12 protein-coding genes are annotated in these 15,062 nt (G+C 35.2%); 11 read left to right on the top strand and 1 reads right to left on the bottom strand.

The features are described from left to right. Positions 1-135 precede the first annotated feature (135 nt). The 9 genes from fliW to ACZ41W_RS04005 all read left to right on the top strand — a co-directional run bounded on the left by fliW (position 136) and on the right by ACZ41W_RS04005 (position 11,797). Entirely contained in the window at positions 136-567 is a 432-nt protein-coding gene (gene fliW, locus ACZ41W_RS04045) for a flagellar assembly protein FliW (protein WP_464313603.1), read from the top strand. 66 nt (positions 568-633) lie between these two features. Further along, positions 634-2,412 (top strand): methyl-accepting chemotaxis protein, encoded by a 1,779-nt coding sequence (locus tag ACZ41W_RS04040; protein ID WP_464313602.1) that lies wholly within the window; start codon positions 634-636, stop codon positions 2,410-2,412. Positions 2,413-2,608: 196 nt separating this feature from the next. Continuing rightward, a complete protein-coding gene (locus ACZ41W_RS04035) occupies positions 2,609-3,532 on the top strand; it encodes an efflux RND transporter periplasmic adaptor subunit (RefSeq protein ID WP_464313601.1) in 924 nt (307 codons plus the stop codon). Continuing rightward, positions 3,525-6,557 (top strand): efflux RND transporter permease subunit, encoded by a 3,033-nt coding sequence (locus tag ACZ41W_RS04030; RefSeq protein ID WP_464313600.1) that lies wholly within the window; start codon positions 3,525-3,527, stop codon positions 6,555-6,557. Before ACZ41W_RS04035 ends, ACZ41W_RS04030 begins: the two co-directional genes overlap by 8 nt. Positions 6,558-6,690: 133 nt before the next feature. After that, positions 6,691-8,250, top strand: coding sequence for a serine hydrolase domain-containing protein (locus ACZ41W_RS04025; protein ID WP_464313599.1), 1,560 nt, complete (start codon positions 6,691-6,693; stop codon positions 8,248-8,250). 142 nt (positions 8,251-8,392) lie between these two features. Next, entirely contained in the window at positions 8,393-9,349 is a 957-nt protein-coding gene (locus tag ACZ41W_RS04020) for a GTP 3',8-cyclase MoaA (RefSeq protein ID WP_464313598.1), read from the top strand. An 85-nt stretch (positions 9,350-9,434) separates the two neighbouring features. Continuing rightward, on the top strand, positions 9,435-9,914 hold the full coding sequence (locus ACZ41W_RS04015) for an S-ribosylhomocysteine lyase (protein WP_464313597.1): 480 nt from the start codon (positions 9,435-9,437) through the stop codon (positions 9,912-9,914). A 70-nt stretch (positions 9,915-9,984) separates the two neighbouring features. Next, the gene (locus ACZ41W_RS04010; protein WP_464313596.1) at positions 9,985-10,692 is read left to right on the top strand and encodes a 5'-methylthioadenosine/adenosylhomocysteine nucleosidase; all 708 of its coding nucleotides are present in this window, start codon (positions 9,985-9,987) and stop codon (positions 10,690-10,692) included. A 58-nt stretch (positions 10,693-10,750) separates the two neighbouring features. After that, on the top strand, positions 10,751-11,797 hold the full coding sequence (locus ACZ41W_RS04005; RefSeq protein WP_464313595.1) for a DUF6709 family protein: 1,047 nt from the start codon (positions 10,751-10,753) through the stop codon (positions 11,795-11,797). A gap of 72 nt (positions 11,798-11,869) precedes the next feature. Here the strand turns inward: ACZ41W_RS04005 and ACZ41W_RS04000 are convergent, their stop codons facing one another. Continuing rightward, entirely contained in the window at positions 11,870-12,181 is a 312-nt protein-coding gene (locus tag ACZ41W_RS04000; protein ID WP_464313594.1) for a putative signal transducing protein, read from the bottom strand. A 163-nt stretch (positions 12,182-12,344) separates the two neighbouring features. Here ACZ41W_RS04000 and ACZ41W_RS03995 point away from each other — a divergent pair, with 163 nt between their 5' ends. Continuing rightward, positions 12,345-13,169 carry an undecaprenyl-diphosphate phosphatase gene (locus ACZ41W_RS03995; protein WP_464313593.1) on the top strand — a complete coding sequence of 275 codons (825 nt, stop codon included), beginning with the start codon at positions 12,345-12,347 and terminating at the stop codon, positions 13,167-13,169. 217 nt (positions 13,170-13,386) lie between these two features. Then, entirely contained in the window at positions 13,387-15,015 is a 1,629-nt protein-coding gene (locus ACZ41W_RS03990; protein ID WP_464313592.1) for an alpha-glucosidase, read from the top strand. Positions 15,016-15,062: the final 47 nt, after the last annotated feature.

Raw genomic sequence — 15,062 nt, 5'->3', positions numbered from 1 at the left:
TAAGCAATTATAAGAGTCGCATCCTTTTTTATTATGACGAGGTATAAATAGAATGATTGCAAAGGATTGTGATTAGTTGATTTTAGAATGGGTAATCTATTCTTGTACCTAAAATAGTACAAGGAGGATAAAAGTATGAAAATGATGACCAAATATTTTGGAGAGCTGGAAGTTCCAGAAGAGAGTATTATACATTTTAAAAATGGATTAAAAGGTTTTGAAGAAAAGAAAAAATTTGTCATTGTTAAAAATTTTGATACTGAAGAGCCTGTTCCATTCTTTTGGCTTCAGTGCTTAGATGATGCTGATTTAGCATTTGTTATCACAGTTCCTTTCATCTTTAAACCAGATTATGCATTTGATTTACCAGATGAAACAGTAGAAGTGCTCCATATCACACCAGAGTCAGAACTCGGCATTTATAGTATTGTGACGATTCCAGGCGAAATTGAGGAATTTACTTATAATTTAATGGGTCCTGTTGTGGTGAACTTCTCGACTAAAGAAGGCGATCAAGTTGTTCTATACAACGAAAATTTTAACATCCGAGAAAAATATAAAATATAAATCAACAAACGCTAAATCAAAATAAACAAACTCTAAATGGATAGGTAGTTTGGAAGGTAGGCCTTTATGAAGAGTATCAAATTAAAGATCGTTCTATTGGTGTCAATCAGTATTCTCGTGTTGACACTTGCATTAGGGGCAATTTCAATTTTTAGTATTTATTCGACGAATATGACTCGATTAGATGACATGGAAGAAAATATGAGATTAAGCTATGATGCGGATATTAAACATAACGTTGAAACTGTTATATCACAGTTAAATGGCGTCATGGAACAAGAGAAGAAAGGTATGCTGACATCTTCAGAGGCGAAGACGCTTGCAGCAGATTTAATTAGAAGTGCTGCTTACGAAAATGGAGGATATTTTTGGGCAGATACACTAGAAGGTGTTAATGTTGTACTTCTCGGAAAAGAGGATGTAGAAGGTAAGAGTCGATTGGACTTAGCGGATCATTATGGTCATAAAATTATTCAAGGTTTTATTGAGATTGTCAAGAAAGATGGTAGTGGGTACTCGGAATACTATTTCCCAAAACCAAATGAGACAGAACCTTTGCCGAAAAGGGCATATGTTCAGCTTTATGAACCTTATGGATGGATCATCGGAACGGGCAATTATATCGATGATATTGATACCGCAATAGCTGCGGAAAAAGAAAATGTTTTGTCAGATGTTCAAAAATCCATTTTATTTTTAGTGCTTATTGTGGCAATTGGTCTTGTCTTTGCGATTATTCTCGCATTTATCATCAGTGGCAATATTTCAAAACCGATTCTTAGCTTAGCGAAGATTCTTGATAAGACAGCGAATCTCGATATCCGAGATGATAATTCATATGATTATTTATTAAAATATAAAGACGAAACGGGTATTATTAGTCGATCGGTTGCTAATCTTCGCGTTGTTTTAAGGGAAATGGTGACGACTATCAGTGACGATGCCAATCAGTTAGACCGCGCCTCTCAGCTTTTGTACGATGTTGTTGAAAGTGGAAAAGAAGGAATTGATGCTGTAACTCAAACTGCCAATGACTTTGCGCAAGGTGCAACTGAACAAGCAGATGATGCACAAGCGGCATCTGAAAAAATGTTACAACTTGCCGGAGCGATTGAAGAGACGGTTACAGGGGCGCGTCAATTGAAAACCTATACAAACGAAGTTGTTGAAAGTGACAAAGAAGGGGTTGGACAGCTGAAGGCTTTGACATCACAGTTTGATGTTACTTCAAGTACCAATGGACACTTGAGTAATAATGTCAAAACTCTCAGTGTCAAGTCAAGTTCGATTGTTCAAATAACCAATACGATACAGCAAATCGCTGAACAAACTAATTTATTGGCTTTAAATGCAGCTATTGAAGCAGCAAGAGCAGGAGAAGCCGGTAGAGGATTTGCAGTTGTAGCAGATGAAATTCGAAAACTCGCTGAAGAAACGTCCAAATCAACGACTCAAATTGATGCAATTATTCAAGAAATTTTGAGAGAAATTTCATCAACTGAAGAGAACATGGATAGTTCTTCAAAAGCGATTGAGCTTTCCAATCAAATGCTCGTTAAAGTTGAAAATGCCTTTGGAAATATTGAAGTGGCCATGAACAATACTGTTAATCAGTTGATGCTGATGACGCGAAATATTGAGACGGTAAATCAAAGTAAGGACGATGCAACATCATCCATTCATGGTATTTCTGCGATTACGGAAGAAAATGCCGCAGCTGCAGAAGAGATTGCTGCGACCATGGATACGCAATCTCAATTGATGAAAGATATTCAAGAAAGTTCACATTCCGTTAAACAAATTTCTACTGCCATGACAGAAATTATCCGTAGATTTAAACTGTAGGAATCTGATTTGCTTCAAATTAACGCATGATGATGACTCTTATTCAAAATTGAGACACATAATTTAGGTACTTCTTTAGATTCTGTCATAGAATTTAAAGAAGTGCCTTTTTATTTGAAATATCTGTAACTTTATGTGGTATAAATAGATTAGTAAATCAGTTTTAAGTGTGGTTTCTACTAAGGAGGATGATAGGATGACATCTTATTTTTTTAAGAGTGAATATAAACAAATGCGGGTCAATCATCAAGTGATGATATGGATTGTATTATGCGGATTTCTGTGTTTTGCAACTGGATGTGAGGCAAAAGAAGACACAACACCTATTGTAGATAAAACGAAACAGGTCACTGTTGTGACCATTGAAGAGGCGTCCTATAAAGAAACGCTTAACTATATCGGATTTGTTACAGCTGAAGTAATGGTGCCTTTAAAATTTCAAACATCTGGAGAGATCAAACAAGTGAATTTTGAAGAAGGCGATGTGATTAAAAAAGGCGATGTGATTGCTGAACTTGTTAATTATGGACAGATCACAGATCTAAATAATAAGTTATATGCACCTATATCGGGTATCGTGTCTGAACTTTACATGAAACAAGGGAGTTTGATCTCTAGTGAGTATCCATCTGTATTAGTTGTTTCAAATGATCGTGTTGTCAATGTGGGCGTGACTGCTGAGGATTATGGAAGATTGAAAGGTTATACCAATCCAATTGCATATTTTATGATAAATCAAGTCAAGTATACTGCAAAAATAACCAATTTTGACCACGTTCCAGATGCTAAAACTCGTACTTATCAAGTAACATTAACTCTTGATCCCGATCAAAAGGCAGAAAAACTTATCATCGGAGAAATTGGAACTGCGTTTATTGAGCTCTCTAGAGTAAATGGATATTGGATTCCTATTTCATGGATTCAAAATGATGGTTCTGATTATGTGTATATCGTCAATTCTGAAAATAGAGTTGAAAGAAGAAATTTAACATTGTCGGAGTTAAATGGTGATAAGGTTCGCGTAGAAGGTATAAATGGCGCGACGAGAGTCATTACTGTTGGGAATTCTTTTGTGAAGGAAGGGCAGTTGGTCACAGTTAGGGAGGGGTCAGATGAATAAACTTATGCACGCTGCAATTCGTGAAAGAAAAGTGACTTTTTTATTGGCGATGATGATTTTTTTATACGGCCTGTATGCGTATTATTTTATACCCAAACAAGAAAATCCAGATACGTCAAGTCCAACAGCCCAAATTGTAACTGTGTATCCAGGTGCATCGGCAGAAGATGTTGAGTCGTTTGTAACGCATCGAGTTGAAGATGTTGCAGCTACTCTGAATGGTGTTGAGTACGTTACATCGTATTCAAATCCGAATGTATCTGTCGTCATTGTGACTTTAAATTACGACGTGAATTATGAAGAGCAATGGGATCATTTAAGAGTGCGTTTAGAGGAAATCAAACCAGAAATGCCTCAGAGTATACAGGATTTTCAAATCAATACGGATTTAACGACTTCTGCTGGGATTATTTTAAGTATTTCTGGTGAAAACTATTCATATGAACAGTTATCATCATATGCTGAATCATTTAAACGTACACTCATTAAGATTGACGGTGTCAAAAAGGTAGAATTAGATGGTGAACCTCAAAAACAAGTTGAAGTCACTTTGCAAAATGATCAGATGAGTGCGATAGAGCTCTCTATTAAAGATGTAGATGATTTGCTGAAAGCTCAAAATGTTTCCATACCAACGGGAAGTATTCAAACACCGTATGGCCAAGTTGGAATTCAATCGCCAGCTGGACTCAAATCAATTGAAGATATTGAAAATTTAATTGTCTCCGGATCAGAAAATGGCGGTAGTTTTATAAGATTAAAAGATATTTCAGAGATTCAATATGACTATAATAACAGTCAACAGCGATATTTATATGGTGAAAATCATGCCGTTTTACTAACGGTGTATTTTGATCAAAAAGAAAATGTGATTCTCATTGGAGATGAAGTAAGAGAAAAAATCGACCAGCTCTATCAATCCTCACCAGAGGATTTACAAATCAATGAAGTTTTATTTTTGCCAGAAGAAGTAAGTCGGTCAGTAGATGGATTTATACTCAATTTATTAGAAGGAGTAGCTTTCGTCATTTTAGTTGTCTTTATTGGGATGGGATTCAGAAATGCTGTAGTGGTGTCAGCAGCGATTCCGTTATCAATAGGAATGACACTTATCGCGATGTACGTACTTGGTCTCGAAATACAACAAATGTCCATTGCAGCTCTAATCATCGCACTAGGAATGCTCGTTGATAATTCTATTGTTATAAGTGATTCGATTCAAATTCGAATCAATCGAGGAGAGGATATTGCATCAGCTTGTTATGAAGGTGCAGTTGAACAAGCTATTCCCGTTTTAACATCGACGTTGACAACCATTGTTGCATTTGCTCCTTTGATTATGTTACCTGGCGAAGCCGGGGAATTTGCAAAATCCCTTCCGATCGTCGTTATCATTGCATTAACTGCGAGCTATTTGGTTGCAATGTTCATTACCCCAGCAATAGCCAGTTTAATGTTTAAAAATACGCATAATGAACATGCAAAGAAAAATAAAATACGACATATTTTTGAAAATGGTGTCGTAGGTGCGATGAAGTTACCTAAATTATCAGTAGCCTTTATTCTCATCATTATTGGATTGACAGTGTATGGCGTTTCTTTTTTGAAAGTCGAATTATTTCCATATGCGGATAAAGATCTAGTTTACATTGATGTATTTTCTGAAAAAACAGGTGATATTGAGCATACTGAAGAACTGCTAAAAGATCTACGGACGCTGCTCGCTGACGAAAAAGAAATCACTAGTATGTCAACTTCTGTTGGTGGAGGATTTCCTAAATTTTACTTAACAGTGGGAGTTCGACCACCATCTGAGAATTATGGACAGTTACTGATGAAAATCGATTTGAGTCAAACTGGGAAATTTGCAACAAGATCGGATTTTGCTTATTATTTACAAAATAAAATTGACGAGAATTTGGTAGGAGGATCGGCGACTGTTAATTTAATCGAGATCAATCAACCAGGTCCTGCTGTGGATATCAAGGTGTCTGGAGAGTACCTTGATGATGTCAATCGAGTTTCAAAAGAGCTTTATAATTATTTATTAACGGATCCAGCAACGATTAATGTGAAAAATGATTTATCCAATTATCAATACCAGTATCAAATAGATGTGGATAGAGACAGTGCGACGACATATGGTTTGACCAGTTATGACATCCAGTTACAGATGAGTTTAGCTGTGAACGGTATGACATCTACTATCATGCAAAATAAAGGAAAGCAGTATCCCATCATTGTAAAAAGCGATATTGAAACGATTGAAGATTTAAAAAACCTTCAAATAAAATCTTCATTTACTCAAGATAAAGTGTTGCTTAAACAATTCGCGAAAGTTCATTTAAGTAAAGAGTTAACGTCGATAAAACGTCATAATCGAAATGCCTCTGTCTCTGTTACGTCAGAAGTTCGTCCCGGTTATAGCGCTGTGGATATTCAAAACGCAATAGAATCAGAAGTGCTTAAAAATATTGATTTGACAGGTGTCGACATTTCATTTGGCGGGGATCAAGAAATTTTTGATAAATATATATCGGGATTGTTAGATGCAGCGATATTTGCAATTTTTGTTATCTATCTCATCCTCATGATTCAGTTTAACTCCCTATTACAGCCACTATTAATATTGATCACAGTTCCGCTTTCTGTCGTAGGCTCTGTTTTAATACTGCTAGTGTTTGGACAACATGTAACCTTTACTGTAGGTTTAGGTGTTGCAAGTTTAATTGGAGTAGTGGTCAATAATGCTATATTGCTAATTGATCATATTAATCGCGAGCGTAAAAGTAACAAAACAGTTTACGAAGCTTGTCTTAGCTCAGTTGAAAGACGATTTAGACCAATCATGCTCACAACGACGACGACTGTTATCGGCCTTGTTCCGATGGCACTTTCAAAGAGTTCTTTCTTTACGCCAATGGCACTCGCGCTTATGGGAGGACTATTAGTGTCCACTTTGCTTACTTTGATTGTGATTCCTTTAGCCTATAAAATCACTCATACCGAAAGTAGTAAGATATAAGTTTTTAAAGCATCTATTCGCAAATTAAGCGTATTAGATGCTTTAACTTTATGTAATTTATATTTAAAAAGGGATCATTTTACGGTATTATAGTAGAAGTTGCTCGATTTATAACACGTAGGGGAGAGTTCATATGCAAAATAAAGAGTTAATAAAGGGAAAACTTTTATCGTTTAATAAAATGAAAACCATCAATATCTTATTTTTAGTGGCCATATTGATAGTGACATCTTGTACTTTGAGCTTTTCACAGAATAATGAGACCTTTACAATTACAGAAGTTCAAAAAGAACAAATTGAAGCCTACCTTGAAAAAATCATGGATCAAGCTAACATTCCTGGGATGTCAGTTGCGATCGTTCATAAGGAAGGAGTTTTATACTCTCAGTCCTTTGGCAAAACAGGTCATGGTAATGCTAAAGTCAATGAGCATACCCCTTTTATACTAGGGTCGATTTCAAAATCTTTTACGTCACTTGCTATCAAACAGTTGGAGGCATCTGGAAAGTTAGTGGCAGATGCACCGGTAAGTCGATATTTAGAATGGTTCACGATTAAGAAAGAAGATGGTTCTGAAATTACCATTAACGAGTTGATGTCCCATACAAGTGGATTTTTATCCGGAGCAGGTGAGCAAGCCTATATTTATAATGCAGATTACACCATTGAAACATTGGCGAAAAGAATCAATCAATTGGAATACTCTGATTTTCCTGAAGAAGCGGACGAACAAATCAATGATCGTCATTATCAGTTTTCAAATATCAATTATATTTTGTTAGGGGCCATCGTCGAGTCCGTGTCTCAGATGTCATTTGAGGCATATATGCAAGAAAATATATACACACCACTTCAAATGAATGAGTCGTATACCGATTATAAAACTGCGTATTCGGCTGGGTTGGCAAGAGGATATCGCGTATTATACGGTTTTGTTGTAAAGTCTGAGATGGATTTTCCAAAGGCTTTGATTCCATCAAATTATTTGATGAGTTCAATTACGGATTTATCCAAATATACACAAGTTTTATTAAATAATGGTGAAACAACGAATGGAAGTTCCATCGTGACACAGACACCGTTTGAAATTCAAGACGCGTCCATTCAGGATGAGTACTTAGATTCTAAATGGGATCTCATCAGTGAAAGAGATGCCAATAATTATAATGGGTATTACGGAGTTTTTGGTGCTTTGCCAAATTATAATTCAGCTTTACTTGTGAACCCTGATTTAGGACTAGGGATAGTGGTTTTGACGAATTTAGCTAATTATTACGAAACACCTAGTATCTCTGCACAAACAATCGGAAATGATCTAACGGATCTTTTAATCAATAAGGCACCTTATGAATTTGAAACAGGTGAAAATCTTGGATTGTGGTTATTGTTAATCCTTTCAATCGGAATCATCATAATGATGATTCGAAGATTTATGAAACTTTTACATCAGTTAAAAGATTCAAGAGAAATCGTAAAAGTTTTTGAATTTAATGAAACTGTTAGAGGGCTGGCATCACTTATTATCTATATAGGTTTCCCAATATTACAAGATAATGATGGGGGGTATTTTGTTAGCAGTAACCCAGATTATGTCCTCCCAGTGTTTTTACTTGTAGTAGTGAATCTCTTACTGATGATCGCAGGATTTACTGTCAAATTTATGACAAATTCAAAAAGAAGAAAGCGTGTTTAGTACCTTTAAAGATACATGATTTTCGCACTTTATAATGGAAATTATATAATTTTCATAACTATTTAGAATTTTCAGTTAGTTTTCCTGTGAAATCTGTTGTATAATTATGTAGAAAGAAACAACAGTATTTAGGGGGGACATTATGATTGATCAATTTGGAAGAACCATTGATAGTATCAGAATTTCTGTAACAAATAGAAATAACTTTACTTTAAAATGTTTAACAAATGTAGTGCCTAATTTCATTCCTAAACATTTAAATGCCATGGATTACAATGAGCTTTCCGTGGAAGAAATCATGAAGATTATTGAAGTTATGAGTGAAAATGGACTAGAAAAAGTCAAAATCATTGGTGGTGAGCCACTTTTACGCGATGACTTATCTCAAATTATTAGACAGATTCGAACCTATAAAAATATTTACGAAGTAGCGCTGACCACAAATGGAATTTTGTTAGAAGAACGAGCTGAAGAACTTAAAAAATCGGGATTAACACGCGTCAATATCCAGCTTCCAACTCTTGTTCCTGATAAAATGGTAGACTCGGAAGGCAATCGATATTTAGATAAAGTCCTAGCCGGTATTGAAAAAGCAAAATCAGTTGGGTTGACTCCTATTAAATTGAATGTGGAACTTATGAAGGGGTTTAATGACGACGAAATCGAAAACTTTGTCGCAATGGCTAAATCTGAAGAGATAGACGTTCGCTTTGTTGAAATTGTCCCAGAGACGCATTCGCAGATATATCAATCGTTTTTCATGTCATCAAGTACTGTGTTGGATATGGTTTCAGATTTGATGCCACTGACAAAATCAGATCAGCAATCATTGGCGAGATATTTTAAACAACCAGATTCCAAAGGTAGAGTTGGTTTGATTAGCCCAATATCTTGTCGTTTTTGTGATCGTTGTAATTGCGTGAGCATAACTGCTGATGGGTTCTTAAAATATTGCATGAATTCAAAAGAAGAAGTTGCACTACGGCCTTTAATGAAAATTGACAAATTATTTGAAAAAACGCTGCGTCGAACAATCTTTAACAAACCGGATGCGTATCAAATACATTCAGAAGAGAATCAGGAAAGTGTGCAATACTAAGGCATGTGTAGTACGAGAAAGTGTGCATTAAAAAGGGCGTCGTGATAAGGTGCCCTTTATAATTGCGTGTGAAAGGAGTTTACAATTGATTCTAAATAAAATTGAAAGCTTTAAAGTGAATCATATCAATTTAAATAAAGGTGTTTATGTATCAAGAGTGGATCAGTTAGGAGAAGAAACGGTTACGACATTTGATCTAAGAATGAAACTGCCAAATAAAGAGAAATTAGATAACAGCGCTATTCATACGCTTGAGCATCTCGTTGCAACCTATGTGAGAAATGATGCTGAGTTTAGTCGAAAAGTGGTTTACTTTGGACCAATGGGATGTTTAACTGGCATGTATTTGATATTGCATGGACGGTATCAGTCTAAGGAGATCGTTCCACTGTTAATCCGTGCGTTTGATTTTATCGTTCATTTTGAGGGAGAAATACCAGGTGTAAGTGAAATTGAGTGTGGAAATTATCAGTTACATGACTTACAAAAGGCTAAAATTGAAGCTGAAGCCTATTTGGAGGTACTGAATAACTTGACTGAAAATGAAATGAATTATCCAAAATAGTGACAGAAAGTTTCTTTCAATCAACTATAAATGGATATTTTAGTATAATTTAAAAATTAGGAGATTATAAATGAAATTTGGAATTATTGGTGCAATGGATCTTGAAACAGAACATTTAATACAGGCAATGAGTCGTTCGGACTCGAAAGTCATTGCGGGGATGACTTTTTATGAAGGTTGTATTCACGAAGTTGAGTGTGTGGTGGTAACCAGTGGTGTAGGTAAAGTAAATGCAGCTGCCTGTGCTCAAATATTGATATCGGAGTTTAATGTAAATCGTCTAATCAATACGGGCATTTCGGGTGCTTTAAATGACGCGCTTGATGTTGGAGATATTGTTATTTCAACAGATTGTATGGAACACGATGTAGATGTTTCGGCATTTGGTTATCCACCCGGTGTTATTCCGCGTCTTTCGTCCTCTGTTTTTATTGCAGATCAGGGACTTATAGAAAAAGCTTACTCGTCTAGTGTTTCAAGTGTTTTAGATCAAAAAACATTTAAGGGTCGAATTGTATCGGGAGATCAGTTTGTGTCTTCTAAAGAGAAGAAGGAATTTTTAGTAGAAACTTTTCAGGCGTATACGACGGAGATGGAAGGCGCAGCGATTGCTCATGTGGCATTTCTAAATGAAATTCCCTTTGTCATCATTCGATCTATGTCCGATAAAGCAGATGGTAGTGCACATATAACTTATGATGAATTTGCCATAAAAGCAGCTAAGCATTCAAGTGAGATCGTTCTCAAAATGATTGAATCGTATGAATCATCACTTTGAGTTTAAAAGTAATATATACAGCAATTTATAATAAAATATCAACTACTAAGGGGAATTTATGGAAAATAAGAACATCATTGAACTTGCGAAACGAAAATTTATTAAAAAGTATTCTCTAAAAGCATTTGTTTGCATCTTATTGTCAATCGCTTTTGTCTTAATTACATTGCCTTATATGGAAGTCCTTACAAATTCTGTTGAGCGAGTTAGTTATGATGAGTTGATTCAATCCGTTAATGATGACAACCGAGAACACTTCTATCAAGTTGAGTTGGATTTAGAAAATTCATATGAATTTGAAACCGTTTATGTAGACGGAGATGAGAACGTTGAAACGTATTATGTTGCTTTTTTTGATTCTAACGATGCCTTTATTGTCGCTGAAATTCCAGCAGAAATATACGAAGATGAGTCGATCACGACGTATACTGGAACGTTTAAACAGCTTGATGATGAAGTCACAGCTTCAATCAGAGACGATTTGATGAAATATGATGTAGATGAAGCTTACTTGGATGAAATGCTTTCATCGGAAGCTTTTAGTGTTGAAGATTCCAAGTTGAATGCCATTATGATGTGTGCATTTGCAATAGTTGCTATTGTTTTTGCGCTGTATTTTATCGTTAAATTGATTGCAATCATTTCAAATTCTAAGCTTTCACCTATTCAAAAGGGAATTGCAAAGATTCAAGATGATCCATATGTATTTGATACAATTGAACATACAGAGGTAGACCTCAATCATCCATCATTTGCGATCAATAATAAGTATGCCATATTAGTGGGTGATAAGTCATTTCATGTAATACCAGTAAAAGATATCATCTGGGTATATGAAAACATCGTTAAAAAGAGAGCATATTTCCTCATCACAGTTTCAAAACAACATGCACTGATGATTAACGGTGCAACGATGTCATGCAGCGCATCTATGAAAAAAGATCAGGTTGAACGCGCGATGAACACATTGTTAAGACGACTTCCGCATATTAGTTTTGGATATGATGAGAACATCAAAAAACTCTATAAGTATAATAGAAGTGCATTGATAGAAGCAGTTGAGCAAAATAGAAGTCGTTACAACAGCGATTCAGAACAACAGTAAAGTTACATCAAAAAATAAAACTATGAATGGGTGGATTGACCGTTCATAGTTTTTTTATGCTTTTTTTAAGTTCTATTCTTCGTCTTCGTTGGTTTCATCCTCGAAGAGTTCTTCAGGGTCTTCTGCTGTAAGCGCTTCTTGAACCAAATCAGCTTCATCAATATCTGCTTTTCCTGCGAAAAAAGCATTGTACAATTCAAGTGCTTGTTCATATTGATCTTCGCTTACGTATAAATCTATACCAAAAAGAGTCGTTCCAGCGGCAATTACCATAAACTCTCCTGTTTCTCGATGTTTCGTATTGATGACAATCTCGTTGGATTCTAGTAATTCTCGCAGCATTTCAATTTCAATATTTTCGTTGATTGTAGCAAAATATTTCATATAGCCACCTCACTTTTTATATGTACCTTCAAGGAATTTACTTATAGTAGATTATATCCACTTTTCGTTAAAATATGCTTAAAATTATAGGAAGTTACTTGAATGCATCCCGGCAACGTGTTAATGTAATTAAAGTAGAATGACAGAAATTACGAGGTGTAAAGTGGAGTTTATAGAAATAATCAAAGCAATATTTTTCGGAATTGTTGAAGGCGTCACAGAATGGCTTCCAATTAGCAGTACGGGGCACATGATTTTATTGGATGAATTTATTCAACTAGATGTCAGTAAAGCGTTTTTAGAGATGTTTTTAGTTGTGGTACAATTAGGCGCTATATTGGCGGTGGTTGTTCTATTTTGGAATAAATTGTTTCCTTTCTCAAAAGGTGAGAAATATTTCATTAAAAAGAATACGTTTGAAATGTGGTTAAAAATAGTTGTAGCCTGTATCCCAGCTGCAGTCATTGGCATCCTGTTTGAAGATCAAATTGATCGTATGTTTTATAATTATCAAACAGTGTCCATAGCGCTCATTGTATTTGGCGTTTTGTTCATTGTGATTGAAAACAAGCACAAAGGAAAAGCATCACAAATTAATTCGATTGACGACATCACTTATAAAACAGCCTTAATGATTGGAGCATTTCAATTGTTAGCAGCAATATTTCCCGGAACCTCTCGTTCAGGTGCAACCATATTAGGTGGTTTGATGTTGACGATGTCAAGAACAGTCGCGGCAGAATTTACATTTTTCCTAGCAGTACCTGTTATGTTTGGCGCAAGTTTCCTCAAACTTTTAAAGTTTGGTTTGAATTTCACCATGAGTGAAGGCGTGATTCTTCTTACTGGACTTGTAACGGCATTTGTCGTGTCGATTATCGTCATAAAATTCCTAATGGGTTATATTAAAAAACATGATTTTAAAGTGTTTGGATGGTATCGAATTGTTTTGGGCTTAGTTGTACTTGGTTATTTTGCTATATTTTAGAAACTGATAATGATATAAAATGACTTGCGAAGTTGAGTCGTACATGCACAAATTAGACAAACCTATCTAGCTGTAGGTTTGTTTTTTTATGGATTTTGTCTGAAATATCTTCCTGAAATTTCTTGTGGGCATTTTTCAGAAAATTTTTATAATTAATTGTTTAGAACTAATTATGGACGGGGTATATATGTGAGCGTGTGGTAATTAGGAGGGAATTATGATGAGTGAAATCGATCAGTGGTGGAAAGAGCAAGTTGTCTATCAAATCTACCCAAAGAGTTTTCAAGACTCAAATGGAGATGGTATAGGGGACTTACAAGGCATCATACAACATTTAGATGACTTAAAAGAGTTAGGGGTAGGCGTTATTTGGTTAAGTCCAATTTATCGTTCACCAAATGTTGATAATGGCTATGACATTAGTGATTATCGTGATATTAATCCTGAATATGGCACTCTTGATGATTTTAAGCAACTTGTTCAAGAAGCAAAAGCACGAAGTATCTATATCATGATGGATTTGGTGATGAATCATACCTCTGATGAACATCCGTGGTTTCAGGCAAGTCGACATGAAAATAGTCCTTATCGAAATTATTACTATTGGAAAAAAGCCAATGGTACAAAATTGCCTAATAATTGGACGAGCTTTTTTGCTGAGCGTTGTTGGGAATATGATGCATTAAGCGATTCTTATTACCTGCATTTGTTTGATAAAAAACAACCCGATTTGAATTATCATAATCCAATGGTTCTTGAAGAAATAAAAGATATTATGAAGTATTGGTTAGATATGGGGATTGCTGGATTTCGTTGTGATGTCATCAATTTGATTTATAAAAATTCACTTGAAAATGGTCGAAAGAAGCTGATATTGACTGGGAGTGAGCATTATTTATCCAGTGAAAAATCACATATGATATTGAAGAGCATTCGTCATGATGTCCTTAATCAATTCCGGTGTTTCACAGTTGGAGAAACAGTATTTGTCACAACGAAAGAAGCAAATCACTATTGCCATCCTGAACGCGAGGAACTTGACATGGTGTTTGCATTTGAACATATGGAAACAGATCAAATTTTAGTTAAATGGTTCAAAACGAAATTTAGTGTGAAAAAATTTGCGAAAGTTGTTAGCAAATGGCAAAAAGAAGTTCCATGGAATGCCAATTATTTGGAAAATCACGATCAGCCAAGAAGTGTTTCACGATTTGGTAATACGCAAAAGTATTGGAATGAATCCGCTAAAATGTTAGCGACATTACTGTTTACACTTAAAGGAACGCCATTTATTTATCAAGGACAAGAAATTGGAATGATCAACTATCCTTTTAAACATATGAAAGAAATTCGAGATATTGAATCACATAATGTGGATGCATTTGGGAAACGTTTTTTTATTCCAAAGTTTATTCGCATGTATCTGATGAGAAAAACTTCAAGAGATAATGCAAGGACGCCCTATCAATGGTCAAATCAACTACATGGTGGATTTACGACGCATACCCCTTGGATTCAAGTTAATCCAAACTATCAACTTATCAATCATCAAAATCAACGAATAGATGATCAGTCTGTTTTATCCTACTACAAAAAATTGATATCACTCAAAAAATCAAATAAAACCTTATTGTACGGTGAATTTTGCGATGAAAAAGTCATTGGCGATGTTTTTACATTTAGTAGAAAATTGAAACATGAAAGAATAACTGTCTTCTTGAATTTTGGTAAAAAAACGCATACGATCCATACAGAAGGGAAGTTGCTATTATCTAATTACCATAAAACAAAATTTGATGGGTTACTTATGCCTTATGAGTCTGTTATAATGGTTCAAGGTCAATAACGATTCAAGACAAATAACGATTACGTCAAATACAAATTCAGAGGTTG

The organism is Fusibacter fontis (assembly GCF_055378735.1).
This window is presented reverse-complemented; position numbering and strand designations above follow the sequence as displayed.

What these genes read in the sequence shown, in the direction of transcription:
- fliW (WP_464313603.1), top strand. Translation starts at nt 136, where the DNA reads ATGAAAATGATGACCAAATATTTTGGAGAGCTGGAAGTTCCAGAAGAG.
- ACZ41W_RS04040 (WP_464313602.1), top strand. Translation starts at nt 634, where the DNA reads ATGAAGAGTATCAAATTAAAGATCGTTCTATTGGTGTCAATCAGTATT.
- ACZ41W_RS04035 (WP_464313601.1), top strand. Translation starts at nt 2,609, where the DNA reads ATGACATCTTATTTTTTTAAGAGTGAATATAAACAAATGCGGGTCAAT.
- ACZ41W_RS04030 (WP_464313600.1), top strand. Translation starts at nt 3,525, where the DNA reads ATGAATAAACTTATGCACGCTGCAATTCGTGAAAGAAAAGTGACTTTT.
- ACZ41W_RS04025 (WP_464313599.1), top strand. Translation starts at nt 6,691, where the DNA reads ATGCAAAATAAAGAGTTAATAAAGGGAAAACTTTTATCGTTTAATAAA.
- ACZ41W_RS04020 (WP_464313598.1), top strand. Translation starts at nt 8,393, where the DNA reads ATGATTGATCAATTTGGAAGAACCATTGATAGTATCAGAATTTCTGTA.
- ACZ41W_RS04010 (WP_464313596.1), top strand. Translation starts at nt 9,985, where the DNA reads ATGAAATTTGGAATTATTGGTGCAATGGATCTTGAAACAGAACATTTA.
- ACZ41W_RS04005 (WP_464313595.1), top strand. Translation starts at nt 10,751, where the DNA reads ATGGAAAATAAGAACATCATTGAACTTGCGAAACGAAAATTTATTAAA.
- ACZ41W_RS04000 (WP_464313594.1), bottom strand. Translation starts at nt 12,181, where the DNA reads ATGAAATATTTTGCTACAATCAACGAAAATATTGAAATTGAAATGCTG.
- ACZ41W_RS03990 (WP_464313592.1), top strand. Translation starts at nt 13,387, where the DNA reads ATGATGAGTGAAATCGATCAGTGGTGGAAAGAGCAAGTTGTCTATCAA.